The sequence below is a fragment of the Delftia sp. WSY_7 genome (assembly GCF_043104845.1).
GTDB lineage: Bacteria > Pseudomonadota > Gammaproteobacteria > Burkholderiales > Burkholderiaceae_C > Comamonas > Comamonas tsuruhatensis.
In genome coordinates, this window is sequence record NZ_JBICLB010000051.1 from 43,689 (window position 1) to 60,268 (window position 16,580).

Consider the following 16,580-nt stretch of genomic DNA (forward strand, 5'->3'; position numbering starts at 1 on the left):
CTGCCCCCCGAACGACCGAACGACCGAACGCCTGATCACCTCGCGAGCTTGTTCCAAGAGCGGGCCGCAATGGAAAACGGCCCCGAAGGGCCGTTGTCGCTGAGCGCCAGGCAACGAATGCCGCTCTCGCGGCCTACTTGACGGGGTCCGTCACAAAGCCGATCTTGCGCACGCCGGCACGCTGGGCGGCGGCCATGGCCTGGGCAACACGCTCGTAGCGCACTTCCTTGTCGCCCTGGATGTGCAGGTCGGGTTGCGGCTCCTTGGCTGCCTCGGCCTTGAGGTTTTCCTCGAACTGCGTATCGCTCACGGCCACGCCATTCCAGTGGTACTGGCCATCAGCGGACACGGCCAGGCGCACGGTGGCGGGCTTGACGTCTTCGGGCTGGTTGGTGGCGCGGGGCAGGTCCACGTTCACCGAATGCTTCATCACCGGCACGGTGATGATGAAGATGATCAGAAGCACCAGCATGACGTCGACCAGCGGCGTCATGTTGATCTCGTTCATCACCTCTTCGCCGTCATCATCCATTGTTCCGAATGCCATGGCTTACGCGCCTTTCTTCAGCGGCAGCACATTGCCGGCTTCCTTGCCGTCGATGGACACACGGGCGCCGGTCACGAAGTAGGCGTGCATGTCGTGGGCAAAGCTGTTGAGTGCGTTGAGGATGGACTTGTTGCCACGCACCACGGCGTTGTAGCCGAGCACGGCCGGAATGGCCACGGCCAGACCCAGGGCCGTCATGATCAGCGCCTCGCCGATGGGGCCTGCCACCTTGTCGATGGAGGACTGGCCCGACAGGCCGATGGCGACCAGTGCGTGGTAGATGCCCCAGACGGTGCCGAACAGGCCGATGAAGGGAGCTGTAGAGCCCACGGAGGCCAGAATGGCCAGGCCCGATTGCAGGCGGGCCGTGAACTCGCTGATGCCGTTGCGCATGCAGCGGGTCACCCAGTCGCTGATGTCAAGCGTGTCGTGCAGGTGGGCGCTGGTCTTGCGGTGGTGGGCAGTGGCTTCGCGGCCTTCGAGCACCAGGTAGCGGAAGGGGTTGGACCGGTCATTGCCGAGCTTTTCCAGGCCGCTGGCCAGGTCGGGGCTGTGCCAGAAGTCCTGGGCGTTGCGGGCGTACTTCTTGAACTTCACGATGTCCAGGGCCTTGATGATCATCACCAGCCAAGAGGCCACCGACATGGCCAGCAGGATGACGGCGACGGCACGGGTGACGAAGTCTCCCTGCGTCCAGACGTGGGCAATGCCGAATTGGGAATCCATGGATACTCCTGAGAATCAATTGAGGGTGAATTTGACCGGGACCGTAACCCACATGGGGGTTGGCGTGCCGTTGCTCTTGCCGGGGACGAACTTCCAGTTCTTGACGCCGTCCACGGCCTGCTGGTCCAGACGGTCGTAGCCGCTGGATTTGCTGACCTCGATCTTCTGAGGCAGGCCTTGCGCATCCACGAAGATGCGCAGCATCACGGTTCCCTGCTCGCCCATGCGCCGGCTGATGGCAGGGTAGTTGGGCGCCGGGTTGTTCAGGTAGGCGGCATTGTTGGATGGCAGCTCGATCTTGGGCGGTGCCGGAGGGGCAGGAGGCGCGGGCGGGGCAGGTGGGGCGGGCGGTGCCGGGGGGGCCGGCGGTGCCTCCACGACGGGCTTGGGCTCGTCTTCCAGCGTGCCTCGCGGCGCCGCAGGTGCCGGCTTGGGATCGGCAATGGCCTTGGGCAGAGGCGGCGCCTTCTTCACGACCGGCTGTGGCTTGGGGGGGGGCGGTGGCGGCGGAGGTGGCTTGGGGGCCTCGGGCTCGGGCGCGGGTGGCGAAATGAATTCCGCGATCACCTGGGCTGGCACGATGACCTCTTCGGGGGCGCGCTGGAGCAGGCCATGCTGCATCGCCCAGAGGGTTGCTGCATGCAAGACCACGACCGAACCCGCGATGGCCACGTTACGGCCAAGGCCCCCGGGGGGGCCAAAACGATCAGACTGGGACATAGAGACAGAAGGAGCTGACAGCGGATAGGTGCCGGGTGCTGTCGCTCGGAAGACGGAGTATCAGCTGCGCAGGATCCACCAGGTGCATGTAACGACGAGGATCAGGCTGCCGACAAGTGCTGAGAGGAGGACCATGCTTTGCTCTCCAGGATATTGTTGGCAAGCTGGACGGTCTGGGCCGCGATCTCGTTGTGTATGGCCGCCACGGGCTGGGTTGCGCAGCATTGCGCCACCACATCCCGGGCACAACTCTCGCACCGGCCGCACTGCATGGCGATACCCAATTCGAATTGGATTTCGTCAAAGCTCATGCCAGCGTGAGCGTGGCGTGCGATCTCACGGTCGGAAACCCGGCGACATACACAGACGATCATGGCTACAGGCAGTAATGGCTGGCTATTGATGAGATGAAAAATTATAAATGAGAATTCATCGCATTTGCAATTCTTGGTTGTCTGTAGGGCTGTATGGCCTTGCGCTTTACTCGGTATCCAGCAGTTCCACAGTGGCCTGCGCGAGGGTTGCACAGCCTGTCAGGGCCATGGCGACCTCCAGTTCGTCGCGCAGCAGCCTCAGTACGTGGGCCACGCCAGCGGCACCTGCATTGGCCAGACCCCAGACTATCGGGCGGCCTATCAGCACAGCCGTTGCACCGAGAGCGATGGCCTTGAGCACATCGGTGCCTCGCCGTATGCCGCCGTCGGCGAGCACAGGGAGCGCATGCCCCGAGTTGCGCAAGGCCTTGGTGACGCGCGCCAGTGCGGTGGCCGTTGAGGGAACGGTATCCAGCGTGCGTCCCCCGTGGTTGGAAACAATGATGCCTGCCACGCCCGATCTCGCCGCCTGCAGCGCGTCAGCCGGATGCAGCACCCCCTTGAGCAGCACTGGCAGGCGTGTCTGCTGCTGCAGCCAGGCAACGTCATCCCAGGTGGGCGCATGCTGCAGCAGGCCGTCGAACAGTGCGCTCTGGTCCGGTGCGAGCCGGACGGCCGGAGATGGAGCCAGGCCCTGCAGATTGACGGCAGAAATGCCGGCGGGAAGGCTAAAGCGCGCGCGGCGTTCACGGTCCCTTACGCCGCTGGCGGGGGCGTCCACCGTCAGCACCAGTGCTTCGTAGCCTGCCGCCTCGGCCCGTTCGATCAATTGCCTGGTAAAGCCCCGGTCGTGCTGCAGGTACAGCTGGAACCATAGCGGCCCGCGGGTCGGCGTGAGCTGTGCGGCCTTCGCCACAGTCTCCAGCGGCAGGCTGGCCTGGGTGCTGAGCACCATGCCCGCGCCCAGCGCCGCAGCCGCATAGGCTGTTGCAAGCTCTGCGTCGGCATGCGCCATTTGCTGGAAGGCCATGGGGGCGACCAGCAGGGGGCAGGCCAGCTCTCGCCCCAGCAGTTGCAGCCGTGTGTTTCCCCCTGCAAGAGGCCTGAGTACGCGTGGCCACAACGTGAGCGCATCCCAGGCGCTGCGGTTGGCGGCAAGGCTGTGCTCATCGGCCGCGCCGCCCGAGAAGTAGGCCCAGGCGTTGTCGTCCAACCGCTGCCGCGCCTGGATCTCGTGGTCGGCCAGATTGATGATGCCGTCGGGAACGGCTTGCAGTGCGGGCACTTGGCTCATGGCATTGGAGGGTGGGCGATGGCGCATCGCCGGTGGCAGACATCCGGAAAAAAGAAAAGCCGGCCCATGGGCCGGCTTTCATCCGTGGGGCAGGCCCGGGGATTACTTGACGTGCTTGCCGATCAGGCCAGCCATCTCGAACATCGAGACTTGGGGCTTGCCGAACACTTCCTTGAGCTTGGCATCAGCGTTGATCATGCGCTTGTTGGCAGCGTCTTGCAGCTTGTTGGCCTTGATGTAGACCCACAGCTTGCTGATGATCTCGGTGCGGGGCAGGGGGGTGGAACCCACCACGGCAGCCAGAGCGGGGCTGGGGGTGAGGGGTTTCATGAAGGCGGCGTTGGGAGTGCGCTTCTTTGCGGGAGCTGCCGGAGCAGCCGTTGCCTTCTTTGCAGTTGCCATGTTGCTTGTTCCTAGTATGGAGTGGATTCTTTACCAGCGAAAAACCGTCGCTATCCACTGGCAGGCTGATGCTAATGGGAAAAAAACGGTCTTCCAAGCTCACCCGTCAAATTTTTGCCTCGATTTGTTGCTGTGGCGCTGTTTTTTGAAGAGTTTTTGCATTCCTGCTCCCTTTCGGGGGCCGCCATGGCTGGAGGGCCGTCGGAGTCAGCGCTCTCAGAGGAGGCGGGCCTCGCTTGTGGAAGAAGGTTCCGAAGAGAGTTTTCGGGCGGGCCAGGTAGCCACAAAAATGCCCAGCAGGGCGATCGCGAAGGCCAGCGCCTGCATGGATGTGACCCGTTCGCCCAGCACGCACATGCCGACCAAGGCGGCGCTGATCGGCAGCAAAACCGTGAAAGTGCCCGCCTGCGAGGCTGGCACGCTGCGCAGGCCCGTCATCCACAGCCATACGGTCCACACGCAGGCAGCCAGGGCGTAGAACAGCAGCAGTCCCCAGATGCTCCATTGCACGCTGCCGAAGTCGAAGTGCCAGGCCAGATACAGCCCGAAGGGAGTTGACAGCGCAAATCCCCAGAGGTTGACGATGGATGTGATGCGTTTGGGCCCCAGGGATGTGGTCAGGCGCTTGCCGATCACGGCGTAAAACGCCTCGCAAAGCACGGCGCCGACGAGCAGCATCTGCCCCAGCCATGCCTGCGACGAGGTCGAAGAGGCTGCCGCGGTGCCCGCGTCGGGGCGCGACAGTGCATACAAGCCTATGCCGGTCACAGCCAGTGCAATGGCCAGCCAGGTGCGCGCGGCCACGCGCTCGCGCAGGAACAGCCAGCTCATCAAGGCCACGGCGGCCGGAACGGCGGCCATGGTCACGCCTGCCGTGACGGCGCTGGTCAGGCTGACGCCGGTAACCATGCAGATGGTGAAGAGGAAGTTGCCGAACAGCGACTCCAGGAACAGCAGTCCTTGTGTGCGGCGCGGCAAGGGAGCCTCGTCAGCCGGCTTGCGCAGCCATCGCAGCATGGCGATGGCTCCTATGCCAAAGCGCAGCCAGGCCAGCAACAGCACCGGAAAAATGGCGGCCAAGGGCTTGGATAGGGCGACATAGCTGCCGACCAGGGACATGCTCAGCGCCAGGCAGGCATAGGCAGATCTGCGATGGGAGGTGTTCACGGCTTGTGGAGTTTGGGGCGGCGGTGGCGCTGCCTGAACGCGCGATGGTACCTGCGAGCACGGCAGGCACCCGTGACATACCTGTGTCGCGAATGCTTGCCATGCTGTGGCAATTTTTCACTGCATGGAATCTTCTTTTTGCATTGTGAAAAATTGGATTGCTGCGTTGCGCCATTTTTTCTCAATACGAGAAATGCAATTTCATATTGAAAAATATGAAAATAAGCTGTTGATTTTTATGAAGAAAAATTTAGTCTTGTATAAGACACAAGATGTTGATCGAGTCTTCTATAAGACTTAAATTTGATCCCAAGGCCGACGCAAGAAAGCCGCTTGTTTCAACAACCTCCCAGGAGAGCAACATGCCCCAATCCCTGACCCAGCAACTGAGCCGCGAACAACAGATTTCCGCCCTTGAGAAAGACTGGGCGCAGAACCCCCGTTGGAAGGGTGTCAAGCGTGGCTACAGCGCCGCTGACGTGGTGCGTCTTCGCGGCAGCCTGCAGCCTGAATACACGCTGGCCCAGCGCGGCGCGGAACTGCTCTGGGACAGGATCAACGGCGGTGCCAAGAAAGGCTACGTGAATGCCTTTGGCGCCATCTCTGCGGGCCAGGCCATGCAGCAGGCCAAGGCCGGCCTGGAAGCGGTGTACCTGTCGGGCTGGCAGGTGGCTGCCGACGGCAACACCAGCGAAACCATGTACCCCGACCAGTCGCTGTACGCCTATGACTCGGTGCCCACCATGGTGCGCCGCATCAACAACACCTTCAAGCGCGCCGACGAAATCCAGTGGAGCCGTGGCATCAACCCCGGCGACAAGGAATTCATCGACTACTTCCTGCCCATCGTGGCGGATGCCGAAGCCGGCTTCGGCGGCGTGCTCAACGCGTTCGAGCTGATGAAGAACATGATTGCCGCTGGCGCGGCAGGCGTGCACTTCGAGGACCAGCTGGCCGCAGTGAAGAAGTGCGGCCACATGGGTGGCAAGGTGCTGGTGCCTACCCAGGAAGCCGTCGAGAAGCTGATCTCCGCGCGCTTTGCCGCCGACGTGATGGGTGTGCCCACCATCGTGCTGGCCCGTACCGATGCTGAAGCCGCCAACCTGATCACCTCCGATCATGACGCCAACGACAAGCCGTTCCTGACCGGCGAGCGCACGCAGGAAGGCTTCTACCGGGTCAGGAACGGCATGGAGCAATCCATCAGCCGCGGCGTGGCCTACGCACCCTATGCAGACCTGGTGTGGTGCGAAACCGGCGTGCCTGACATCGGCTTTGCCCGCGAGTTCGCCCAGGCCGTGCATGGTGCCTGCCCAGGCAAGCTGCTGAGCTACAACTGCTCGCCCTCGTTCAACTGGAAGAAGAACCTCAACGACAGCCAGATTGCCTCCTTCCAGGAAGAGCTGTCTGCATTGGGCTACAAGTTCCAGTTCATCACGCTGGCCGGCATCCACATCAACTGGTTCAACACCTTCAAGTTTGCCCACGCCTACGCCAACGGCGAAGGCATGAAGCACTACGTGAACATGGTGCAGGAGCCCGAATTCGCAGCCCGCGAACAAGGCTACACCTTCGTGTCCCACCAGCAGGAAGTGGGTGCAGGCTACTTCGACGACGTGACCACGGTGATCCAAGGCGGCTCGTCCAGCGTGAAGGCGCTGACCGGCTCCACGGAAGAGGAGCAATTCCACTGAAGCGCGGCTTCGGTGAGTGCAACTTCAGGTAGATAGGGGTGAGAAAGCGTCCGGGGCCTTGTGCTTCGGGCGCTTTTTCTTTGCTGGGGTTAAAATGCAAGGAGTTTTCAACTGACAAGGGCGAGAAAGGCATCATGGTTATGACACCGCGAACTACATCGGAGATGTACACCGGCCGCTAGCGGCTGGCGGTTCGCGCCTGCACGAGATTCCCTCGACCCCAACAAAGCGCGGACCCGGCTCCGCGCTTTTTTGCTTTTGGGGGATGGCGCACCCCCCTGAGAAATATTTTTAGGAATCCCATGATCCACATTACGCTTCCCGATGGTTCGCAACGCGAGTATCCCGGTCCGGTCACCGTGGCCGAAGTGGCTGCATCGATAGGCACGGGCCTTGCCAAGGCTGCACTGGCTGGCAAGGTTGGCACGGGCGACGACGCCAAGGTGGTGGACACCAGCTTTGTGATCGACAAGGACATGCCCCTGTCCATCGTGACGGCCAAGGATGCAGATGGCCTGGACGTGATCCGTCATTCGACGGCCCACTTGCTGGCCTACGCCGTCAAGGATCTGTTTCCTGAGGCCCAGGTCACCATCGGCCCCGTCATCGAGAATGGCTTCTACTACGACTTCTCGTACAAGCGTCCTTTCACGCCCGAGGACCTGGTCGCCATCGAAAAACGCATGGCCGAGCTGGCTGCCAAGGACGAGCCCGTGGTGCGCCGCGTGCTGCCGCGCGACGAGGCCGTGGCCTACTTCAAGGGCATGGGCGAGAACTACAAGGCCGAGATCATCGCCAGCATCCCCTCGAACGAGGATGTGAGCCTGTACCGCGAAGGCGGTTTCGAGGATCTGTGCCGCGGCCCCCACGTGCCGAGCACCGGCAAGCTCAAGTTCTTCAAGCTGATGAAGGTGGCTGGCGCCTACTGGCGCGGTGACCATCGCAACGAGATGCTGCAGCGCGTGTACGGCACGGCCTGGGCTACCAAGGACGACCTGCAGCAGTACCTGCACATGCTGGAGGAGGCCGAAAAGCGCGACCACCGCAAGCTGGGCCGTGAATTGGATCTGTTCCACATCGACGAGCATTCGCCAGGCACCGTGTTCTGGCATCCGAAGGGTTGGGCTTTGTGGCAAGAGGTCGAGCAGTACATGCGCCGCGTGTACCGCGACAACGGCTACCAGGAGGTCAAGGGTCCGCAGATCCTGGACAAGACCCTGTGGGAGAAGACCGGCCACTGGGACAAGTACCGCGAGAACATGTTCACGACCGAGTCGGAAAAGCGCGACTACGCGCTCAAGCCGATGAACTGCCCCGGCCACATCCTGATCTTCAAGCAGGGCATCAAGAGCTACCGCGACCTGCCGCTGCGCTACGGCGAATTCGGCCAGTGCCACCGCAACGAGCCCACGGGCGGCCTGCACGGCATCATGCGCGTGCGCGGCTTCACGCAGGATGACGGCCACGTCTTCTGCACCGAAGACCAGATCCAGCCCGAGGTGCTGGCCTTCACCACGCTGCTGCAAAAGGTCTACGCGGACTTCGGTTTCAGCGACATCATCTACAAGGTCGCCACGCGCCCCGAGGCGCGCATCGGCTCCGATGAAAGCTGGGACAAGGCGGAGGCCGCGCTGATCAACAGCCTGGAGGCTTCGGGCTGCGAGTACGTGATCTCGCCCGGCGATGGCGCGTTCTACGGTCCCAAGATCGAGTACACGCTCAAGGACGCCATCGGTCGCCAGTGGCAGTGCGGCACCATCCAGGTCGACTTCTCCATGCCCGAGCGCCTGGATGCGGAATACGTGGGTGAAGACGGCGATCGCCATCGCCCCGTGATGCTGCACCGTGCCATCGTCGGCAGCCTGGAGCGTTTCATCGGCATCCTCATCGAGCAGCATGCCGGTGCCATGCCGACATGGCTGGCTCCTGTGCAGGCGGCCGTGCTCAATATCACTGACGCGCAGGCGGACTATGTGCGGGAAGTCGCGCAAAAGCTGCAAAAAGCATTTCCGAATCAAGGCCTTAGGGTGGCGACAGATCTGCGCAACGAAAAGATTACGTATAAAATACGGGAGCATTCGTTGCAAAAGCTGCCTTACATCCTTGTTGCAGGCGACAAGGAGAAGGCCGCTGGTGCAGTGGCAGTGCGCGCACGGGGCAACAAGGACCTCGGAGTGATGTCGGTCGACGCGTTCATTGAACTCGTGGCCAAGGACATCGCGGCGAAGGCCTGACGGAGCATCTCCAAAGGCGTTAGCCGTTTGGCGTGTACTGCACACAAGCGGCTACGCTGTTGTAGCAACTTAAATCCAAGGGTGAGAACCATAGCTACTGAATTTCGTGATCGGCGCCACCGTGAAGAGCGCAAGCATCGTCTCAACCGTGAAATCATGGCGCCTGAAGTGCGTCTGTCCGGCCCGGAGAACGAGCCGCTGGGCATCGTGCCTCTGCAGGAAGCGCTGCGCATGGCGGGCGAGTTGGACGTGGACCTGGTGGAAATCGCCGCCACGGCCACTCCGCCTGTCTGCCGGTTGATGGACTATGGCAAGTTCAAGTACCTTGAACAGAAGAAGGCTGCCGAAGCCAAGGCCAAGCAGACCGTCATCGAAATCAAGGAAGTGAAATTCCGCCCTGGTACCGACGACGGCGACTACAACATCAAGCTGCGCAACATCCGCCGATTCCTGGCCGATGGTGACAAGTGCAAGATCACGCTGCGTTTCCGCGGCCGTGAAATCACGCACCAGCAGATCGGTCTGGACCTGCTGAACCGTCTGCGTGACGATCTGGCGGACTCCATCCAGGTGGAGCAGTTCCCCAAGCTCGAAGGCCGCCAGATGGTGATGATGATCGCCCCTGCGCGCAAGAAGCCCACCACCGGTGGCAAACCGCAAGCAGAGGTTTCTGCTGCACCTGCGGTGGCTGATAAGGCATAATCGCGGTTTCGCCCTTCGCTGAGGGGCGACAGAATTTGCAGGCCTTGCGCGAGTCGATTGCGCGGGGCGTGCGATGCAAGGGACATGGTTTCCATGTCCCTTGTTCTTGCCGGCCTCCGGGCTGGCACAGAAGTGTCTCGGGGCCAGCAAGTGCGCGCAGTGTTGCGAGCCGCCTCACGAGCACAAACAACAGGAGCATTCAAATGCCCAAAATGAAGACCAAGAGCAGCGCGAAGAAGCGTTTTCGCGTTCGTCCCGGTGGCACCGTCAAGCGCGGTCAAGCCTTCAAGCGTCACATCTTGACCAAGAAGACCACCAAGAACAAGCGTCACCTGCGTGGTGCAGTGTCTGTGCATGAGACCAACATGGGCTCTATCGCACAAATGCTGCCGATGGCTGGCCTGTAATTCACTGACGAACAAGGAGAAAACACATGCCTCGCGTCAAACGTGGTGTAACGGCCCGCGCCCGTCACAAAAAAGTTCTGGCCCTTTCCAAGGGTTTCCGCGGCCGCCGCGGCAATGTCTTCCGCATCGCCAAGCAGGCGGTGATGAAGGCTGGGCAATATGCCTACCGTGACCGCCGTGCCAAGAAGCGCGTGTTCCGCCGTCTGTGGATCGCCCGTATCAACGCCGCTGCACGTGAACTGGGCCTGACCTACAGCCAGTTCGCCAACGGCCTGAAGAAGGCAGCCATCGAGATCGACCGCAAGATGCTGGCCGATATCGCGGTGCACGACAAGGCTGCTTTCAGCAGCATCGTTGATCAAGTCAAGGCCAAGCTGGCTGCTTGAGATAACGGTCTGTGGCCATCCTCGTGATGGCTTGCAGCGCAAACAGCAAGGGCTAGGGCTTGAAAAGGCTGCTAGCCCTTGTTTCTTTTCACAGTCGATAAAGAGTCGATATGAACGAGTTGGATTCTCTGGTCGAAAGCGCGCAGCAATTGTTCGCGCAGGCACAAACCCCCGCTGATCTGGAAAACGCCAAGGCGCAGTTTCTGGGCAAGTCGGGCAAGGTGACCGAGCTCATGAAGGGCATGGCGCAGCTTTCCGTCGAAGAGAAGAAGTCGCGCGGAGCCGCCATCAACGTGGCCAAGCAAGGCATCGAGGCCGCGCTGACCGCGCGCCGCAAGGCCCTGGCCGATGCCGAGCTGCAGGCCCACCTGAAGGCCGAGGTGCTGGATGTGACCTTGCCGGGCCGTCGCCGTGGCCAGGGCGGCCTGCACCCCGTGTCGCTGACGCTGGAGCGCATCGAGGGCATCTTCGGCTCCATGGGCTTCGATGTGGCCGAGGGCCCCGAGATCGAGTCCGACTGGTTCAACTTCACGGCGCTGAACACGCCCGAAGACCATCCCGCCCGTTCCATGCACGACACCTTCTACGTGGAAGGCGGCACGGAACAGGCCCCCAATCTGCTGCGCACGCACACCAGCCCCATGCAGGTGCGCCATGCCGTGCAGCACGTCAAGAAATACCGTGAGCGGCTGGACGCCGGCCAGGGCATGCCCGAGATCCGCGTGATCGCGCCGGGCCGCACCTACCGCGTGGACAGCGATGCCACGCACTCGCCCATGTTCCACCAGTGCGAAGGCCTGTGGATCGGCGAGAACGTCAGCTTCAAGGATCTGAAGGTGGTCTTCACCGACTTCTGCAAGACCTTCTTCGAGAGCGACGACCTGGTGCTGCGCTTCCGTCCCAGCTTCTTCCCCTTCACCGAGCCCAGCGCCGAGATCGATATCCAGTTCCAGAGCGGCCCGCTGGCCGGCCGCTGGCTGGAGGTGGCCGGCTCCGGCCAGGTGCACCCGAACGTGGTGCGCAACATGGGGCTGGACCCCGAGAAGTACATCGGCTTTGCCTTTGGCATGGGTCCTGACCGCCTGACCATGCTGCGCTATGGCGTCAACGATCTGCGTCTGTTTTTTGACGGCGATATCCGCTTCCTGTCGCAATTCCGTTAGAAATGGATCGCCCCCTGAGGCGCTGCGCGCCATCCCCCCGGGAGGGGGACGACGCCCTCGCCGCGAGGCGGCTCTTGCTCGGCGTCTCCGGCCTGAACCACGCCAGTCGCATGGTCAGGCTGTTCGGGGGCTTGGAATGAGAGTCGTCAATACGTTCATGGGGTCCGCCAGCGCCGCGGCGCGCGGACCGAACCAACGCCAAAGAGTCTGATATGCAATTTCCCGAATCCTGGCTGCGCGAGTTCTGCAATCCGCCGCTGACCACCCAAGAGCTGGCCGACACCCTGACCATGGCCGGCCTGGAGGTGGAGGAGCTGGAGCCCGTGGCACCGCCGTTCACCAAGATCGTCGTCGGCGAGATCAAGGCTGCCGAGCAGCATCCCAATGCCGATCGCCTGCGCGTGTGCCAGGTCGATGTGGGCGGGCCCGAGCTGCTGACCATCGTCTGCGGCGCGCCCAATGCGCGCGTGGGCATCCGCGTGCCTTGCGCCACGGTGGGGGCCGAGCTGCCACCCGGTGAAGACGGCAAGCCCTTCCTCATCAAGATCGGCAAGCTGCGCGGCGTGGAGAGCTTCGGCATGCTGTGCTCGGCGCGCGAACTCAAGCTGTCCGAGGACCATGGCGGCCTGATGGAGCTGCCGCTGGACGCGCCCCTGGGCCAGAACATCCGCGAATACCTGAACCTGGATGACACCCTGTTCACGCTCAAGCTCACGCCCAACCTGGCGCATTGCCTGAGCGTCTATGGCGTGGCGCGCGAAGTGGCTGCGCTGACCGGTGCGCCGCTCAAGCCCCAGTCGTTCACGCCTGCTGCGGTGGGTGTGCAGGACAGGATGGCCGTGAAGATCGAGGCGCCCGACCTGTGCGGCCGCTTCTCGGGCCGCGTGGTGCGCAACGTCAACACCCAGGCGAGGACGCCGCAGTGGATGGTCGATCGCCTGGCGCGCTGCGGCCAGCGCAGCGTGGCGCCGCTGGTGGACATCTCCAACTATGTGATGTTCGAGCTGGGCCGCCCCTCCCACATCTTTGACCTGGACAAGATCCACGGCGGCCTGCAGGTGCGCTGGGGCAAGGAAGGCGAGCAGCTCAAGCTGCTCAACGGCAACACCGTCACCGTCGATGGACAGGTGGGCGTGATCGCCGATGAGCGCGAAGTCGAATCGCTGGCCGGCATCATGGGCGGCGACGCCACGGCCGTGTCCGACGAAACGCGCCACATCTACATCGAGGCGGCCTTCTGGTGGCCCAAGTCGATTGCCGGCCGTTCGCGCCGCTACAACTTCTCCACCGATGCGGGCCACCGCTTCGAGCGCGGCGTCGATCCCGAGCTGACCGTCGAGCACATCGAGCGCATCACGGAGCTGGTGCTGCAGATCTGCGGCACGCCCGAGACCGTCTGCGGCCCCATCGACGACCAGAAGTCCAACATGCCCCAGCCCAAGCCCGTCACGCTGCGCGTGGCGCGTGCGGCCAAGGTCATCGGCATGCCGCTCACGCAGCAGCAGTGCCACGATGCGCTGGCCGGCCTGGGCCTGCCGGTGGAGCAGGGCGACGGCGTGCTCACCGTCACGCCGCCCAGCTTCCGCTTCGATATCAACATCGAGGAAGACCTGATCGAGGAAGTGGCGCGCATGGTGGGTTACGAGAACCTGCCCACGACCAAGCCGCTGGCGCCCATTGCGCCCAAGCTGCGCGCCGAAAACCGCCGCAGCCAGTTCGCCGTGCGCCGTGCGCTGGCCGATCTGGGTTACCAGGAAACCATCAACTTCAGCTTTGTGGAAGCCGCGTGGGAGAAGGATCTGGCCGGCAACGCCAATCCCATCCAGCTGCTCAACCCCATCGCAAGCCAGCTCAGCGTGATGCGCTCCAGCCTCATCGGCTCGCTCATGCAGGTGCTCAAGTTCAATGCCGACCGCAAGGCCGAGCGCGTGCGCGTGTTCGAGCTGGGCCGTGTCTTCCTCAAGGATGACAGCGTTGTTGACAGCGACACCACGGTCAAGGGCTTCTACCAGCCCATGCGCGTGGCGGGCCTGGCCTGGGGAGCTGCCGAGCAGCTGCAATGGGCTCGTGGCGAGACCAAGGTCGACTTCTACGACGTCAAGGGCGATGTCGAGGCGCTGCTGGCGCCGCGCAAGCCCGTGTTCGAGCCGGCCGAGCATCCGGCCATGCACCCGGGCCGCTGCGCACGCGTGCTGCTCGATGGCCAGTCCATCGGCTTCATCGGCGAGCTGCATCCCCAGTGGCGCCAGCAATGGGATCTGGCCCAGGCGCCCGTGCTGTTCGAGCTGGAGCTCGATGCCGTGCTGGCGCGCGAGGTGCCGGTGTTCAAGCCCGTGGCCAAGCACCAGGCCGTGGAGCGCGACATTGCCGTGGTCGTGAACGAAAAGACCACGCATGCCCAGCTCATGCAGGCGGTGGAAGCTGCCCAGACCGGCGGCCTGCTGCGCTCTGCCGTGCTGTTCGATGTGTTCCGTCCCAAGGCGCTCAAGGCCGGCGAGACAGCGGCACCGGGCGCGCTGGCGCAGGACGAAAAGAGCCTGGCCGTGCGCCTGACGCTGGGCCATGACGACAGCTCGCTGACGGATGTGCAGATCGAGCAGGCCGTGCAGGCCGTGCTCGAGCAGCTGCAGCAGCGTCTGGGTGCGCGCCTGCGCGCATGATGGAGGGTGCATGCCGTGAAAGGAGATCCTGTGATGGAACTGGCGGTGGAAAGTCTTGATTCGCCTGCGCTGACCAAGGCGCAGCTGGCGGATCTGCTGTTCGACGAGATCGGCCTGAACAAGCGCGAATCCAAGGAAATGGTGGATGCGTTCTTCGAGCTGGTCTCGCAAAGCCTGGTGTCGGGCGAGGATGTGAAGCTGTCGGGCTTCGGCAACTTCCAGATCCGCACCAAGGCGCCGCGTCCGGGGCGCAATCCGCGCACGGGCGAGGCCATTCCGATCGAGGCGCGCCGCGTCGTGACCTTCCATGCGAGCAGCAAGCTCAAGGAGCAGATCCAGGAAGGCACATCGGGCTCCCAGGCCTGAGGAAAGCCTGCCCGGGCCTGCATGGCCAGCTGTCGCCAGCCTGTCTGCCTCGCGGTGGATGGGCTGTTTTTACGACAGGGTGCTGGCCTGCAGGCGAGCTGTGCAGTAGGCTCGGCCTTCTTCCCGGATCGGCGTCCGCGCGCCAGCGGCATTGCACATCCTGACTTCATCCACATTTGCCATGGCTTCACTTCTGCCCCAGATTCCCGCCAAGCGCTACTTCACCATCGGTGAGGTCGCGGATCTGTGCGACGTCAAGCCGCATGTGCTGCGCTACTGGGAGCAGGAGTTCACGCAGCTGCGCCCCATGAAGCGGCGCGGCAACCGCCGCTACTACCAGCACCACGAAGTGCTGATGATCCGGCGCATCCGCGAGCTGCTCTACGAGCAGGGCTTCACCATCAATGGCGCGCGCAACCGCCTGCGTGAGGCCTCGGGGTCTGCCGTGGTTCCCGCGCTGCAGGCCGGTGTCGCGGTGTCGGCGCCGGCTGCCGCGCCGCTGCTCGGTGGCGATGCCGCGGCCAGCGTTCCGCTGGAGCCGGAGGCCGTGCGCGAGGAGCTTTTGCAGATTCGTGCGCTGCTTTCTATTTGAGAGCAAAAAGCTGTATATAATTGAATTCTTCGGCGTGTAGCGCAGCCTGGTAGCGCACTTGCATGGGGTGCAAGGGGTCGCGAGTTCGAATCCCGCCACGCCGACCATAAATGAATACGGACCACAGCTTCTGGCTGTGGTCCGTTTTTCTTTGTGCCATCGCCAACCGCTACCAACCGCTGAAGGGGAGCGGCCGTTGCGCGGGAATCAACCCTGGGCGCAGGTCTCAAGCAGCCATTGCCGGAAGGCTGCCAGCGCCGGCAGTGTCGCGTTCCTCTCGGGATAGACCAGGTAGTAGCTGCGCTGGCTGGGGATGGCGTCTCCCACCACGTGCAGCTCACCGCGCGCTATCTCCTCTTCCACCAGCACCCGTGGCACCAGGCCCACGCCCATGCCTGCCAGCACGGCCTGTATCAGGTGCGAGGTCAGTTCGAAGCTCGGTCCTATCCGCATCTGCCGGTGATCGAGCCGATAGTGCGTGAACCACTCGCTCCAGGCCTGCCGGTTGCTGGCCACCGTGAGCAGCACCTGCTGGCCCGCCCAGTCCGGCGAGGCTGCTGCCTGCCCGGCCTGCTGCAGCGCCTGCGGGCTGGCCACCGCCACCAGGAACTCGTGGTACAGGCGGTGCGCGGTCAGCCCGGGCCAGTCTCCCGTGCCCACGGTGATGGCGGCGTCTATCTCGCCGCTGTCGAAGTCGATGTCGCCTATGCGGGAATGGATGTGCATGGTCACCCCGGGCTGCGCCTGGTAGAAGCCATGCAGGTGCGGCAGCAGCCATTTGGAGCCGAAGGTGGGCAGGGTGGCCAGGTTGAGCGTGCCACCGCCGGACTGGCGTGACATGGCCTGCAGGGTGGCGCTGCGTATGCGGCCCAGCGCGGCGCCCAGGTCGATGAAGTAGCGGCGCCCCACATCAGTCAGGCGCACCGTGCGGCCCTCGCGGCGGAACAGGCTGATGCCCAGCTGCGCCTCCAGTGTCTGCACCTGCCGGCTGATGGCGCTCTGGCTGAGCGACAGCTCCTCGGCCGCTCGCGCATAGCTTTCGTGGCGCGCGGCCGCCTCGAAGACCAGCAGCAGGGACATGGAGGGCGTCAGGCGTCGGTAATTCATGAGTTTTATGCAGTGTTCGCGGCTGCAATTTTCGTTTGTTCCAGAGGATGAGTGTAGAGATACTTGCGGGCATGGTCGGCCTGAAATCGTGTATTGCAT

17 protein-coding genes and 1 tRNA gene are annotated in these 16,580 nt (G+C 63.2%); 10 read left to right on the forward strand and 8 right to left on the reverse strand.

Annotated features, from left to right (window positions below; genetic code table 11):
* Positions 1 to 133 precede the first annotated feature (133 nt).
* The 7 genes from ACF8ME_RS25425 to ACF8ME_RS25455 form a co-directional block, all read right to left on the reverse strand.
* Positions 134 to 547 (reverse strand): biopolymer transporter ExbD, encoded by a 414-nt coding sequence (locus ACF8ME_RS25425; protein WP_016448324.1) that lies wholly within the window; start codon positions 545 to 547, stop codon positions 134 to 136.
* A 3-nt stretch (positions 548 to 550) separates the two neighbouring features.
* Entirely contained in the window at positions 551 to 1,273 is a 723-nt protein-coding gene (locus ACF8ME_RS25430; RefSeq protein WP_016448323.1) for a MotA/TolQ/ExbB proton channel family protein, read from the reverse strand.
* Positions 1,274 to 1,288: 15 nt separating this feature from the next.
* Positions 1,289 to 1,993 (reverse strand): energy transducer TonB, encoded by a 705-nt coding sequence (locus ACF8ME_RS25435; RefSeq protein ID WP_016448322.1) that lies wholly within the window; start codon positions 1,991 to 1,993, stop codon positions 1,289 to 1,291.
* A 101-nt stretch (positions 1,994 to 2,094) separates the two neighbouring features.
* Positions 2,095 to 2,367, reverse strand: coding sequence for a bacterioferritin-associated ferredoxin (locus tag ACF8ME_RS25440; protein ID WP_016448321.1), 273 nt, complete (start codon positions 2,365 to 2,367; stop codon positions 2,095 to 2,097).
* Between the two features lie 106 nt (positions 2,368 to 2,473).
* Positions 2,474 to 3,601, reverse strand: a complete 1,128-nt coding sequence (locus tag ACF8ME_RS25445) for an alpha-hydroxy acid oxidase (RefSeq protein WP_392418718.1) — start codon at positions 3,599 to 3,601, stop codon at positions 2,474 to 2,476.
* A gap of 102 nt (positions 3,602 to 3,703) precedes the next feature.
* Entirely contained in the window at positions 3,704 to 4,003 is a 300-nt protein-coding gene (locus ACF8ME_RS25450; RefSeq protein ID WP_012206418.1) for an SWIB/MDM2 domain-containing protein, read from the reverse strand.
* A gap of 216 nt (positions 4,004 to 4,219) precedes the next feature.
* Positions 4,220 to 5,170: a DMT family transporter gene (locus ACF8ME_RS25455; protein ID WP_392418721.1), complete on the reverse strand. Its 951-nt coding sequence runs from the start codon at positions 5,168 to 5,170 to the stop codon at positions 4,220 to 4,222.
* Between the two features lie 362 nt (positions 5,171 to 5,532).
* On the opposite strand from ACF8ME_RS25455, the gene aceA reads away from it, so the two are divergent.
* From aceA to ACF8ME_RS25505, 10 genes are all read left to right on the forward strand, one after another.
* A complete protein-coding gene (gene aceA, locus ACF8ME_RS25460) occupies positions 5,533 to 6,864 on the forward strand; it encodes an isocitrate lyase (RefSeq protein WP_016448318.1) in 1,332 nt (443 codons plus the stop codon).
* A 302-nt stretch (positions 6,865 to 7,166) separates the two neighbouring features.
* Positions 7,167 to 9,098: a threonine--tRNA ligase gene (gene thrS, locus ACF8ME_RS25465; protein WP_047326859.1), complete on the forward strand. Its 1,932-nt coding sequence runs from the start codon at positions 7,167 to 7,169 to the stop codon at positions 9,096 to 9,098.
* An 81-nt stretch (positions 9,099 to 9,179) separates the two neighbouring features.
* Positions 9,180 to 9,800, forward strand: a complete 621-nt coding sequence (gene infC / locus ACF8ME_RS25470) for a translation initiation factor IF-3 (RefSeq protein ID WP_074923479.1) — start codon at positions 9,180 to 9,182, stop codon at positions 9,798 to 9,800.
* Positions 9,801 to 10,003: 203 nt separating this feature from the next.
* On the forward strand, positions 10,004 to 10,207 hold the full coding sequence (gene rpmI / locus ACF8ME_RS25475; RefSeq protein ID WP_012206413.1) for a 50S ribosomal protein L35: 204 nt from the start codon (positions 10,004 to 10,006) through the stop codon (positions 10,205 to 10,207).
* Between the two features lie 26 nt (positions 10,208 to 10,233).
* Positions 10,234 to 10,593, forward strand: coding sequence for a 50S ribosomal protein L20 (gene rplT / locus ACF8ME_RS25480; RefSeq protein WP_012206412.1), 360 nt, complete (start codon positions 10,234 to 10,236; stop codon positions 10,591 to 10,593).
* Positions 10,594 to 10,703: 110 nt separating this feature from the next.
* Entirely contained in the window at positions 10,704 to 11,756 is a 1,053-nt protein-coding gene (gene pheS / locus ACF8ME_RS25485; protein ID WP_012206411.1) for a phenylalanine--tRNA ligase subunit alpha, read from the forward strand.
* Between the two features lie 212 nt (positions 11,757 to 11,968).
* The gene (gene pheT / locus ACF8ME_RS25490) at positions 11,969 to 14,416 is read left to right on the forward strand and encodes a phenylalanine--tRNA ligase subunit beta (RefSeq protein ID WP_392418724.1); all 2,448 of its coding nucleotides are present in this window, start codon (positions 11,969 to 11,971) and stop codon (positions 14,414 to 14,416) included.
* A gap of 33 nt (positions 14,417 to 14,449) precedes the next feature.
* Positions 14,450 to 14,782 carry an integration host factor subunit alpha gene (locus ACF8ME_RS25495; RefSeq protein ID WP_016448314.1) on the forward strand — a complete coding sequence of 111 codons (333 nt, stop codon included), beginning with the start codon at positions 14,450 to 14,452 and terminating at the stop codon, positions 14,780 to 14,782.
* Between the two features lie 181 nt (positions 14,783 to 14,963).
* Positions 14,964 to 15,374 (forward strand): MerR family transcriptional regulator, encoded by a 411-nt coding sequence (locus ACF8ME_RS25500; RefSeq protein ID WP_016453295.1) that lies wholly within the window; start codon positions 14,964 to 14,966, stop codon positions 15,372 to 15,374.
* 30 nt (positions 15,375 to 15,404) lie between these two features.
* Positions 15,405 to 15,481: transfer RNA gene (locus tag ACF8ME_RS25505), tRNA-Pro, on the forward strand.
* Positions 15,482 to 15,581: 100 nt separating this feature from the next.
* Here the strand turns inward: ACF8ME_RS25505 and ACF8ME_RS25510 are convergent.
* Positions 15,582 to 16,580, reverse strand: a complete 999-nt coding sequence (locus ACF8ME_RS25510) for a LysR substrate-binding domain-containing protein (RefSeq protein WP_392418727.1) — start codon at positions 16,578 to 16,580, stop codon at positions 15,582 to 15,584.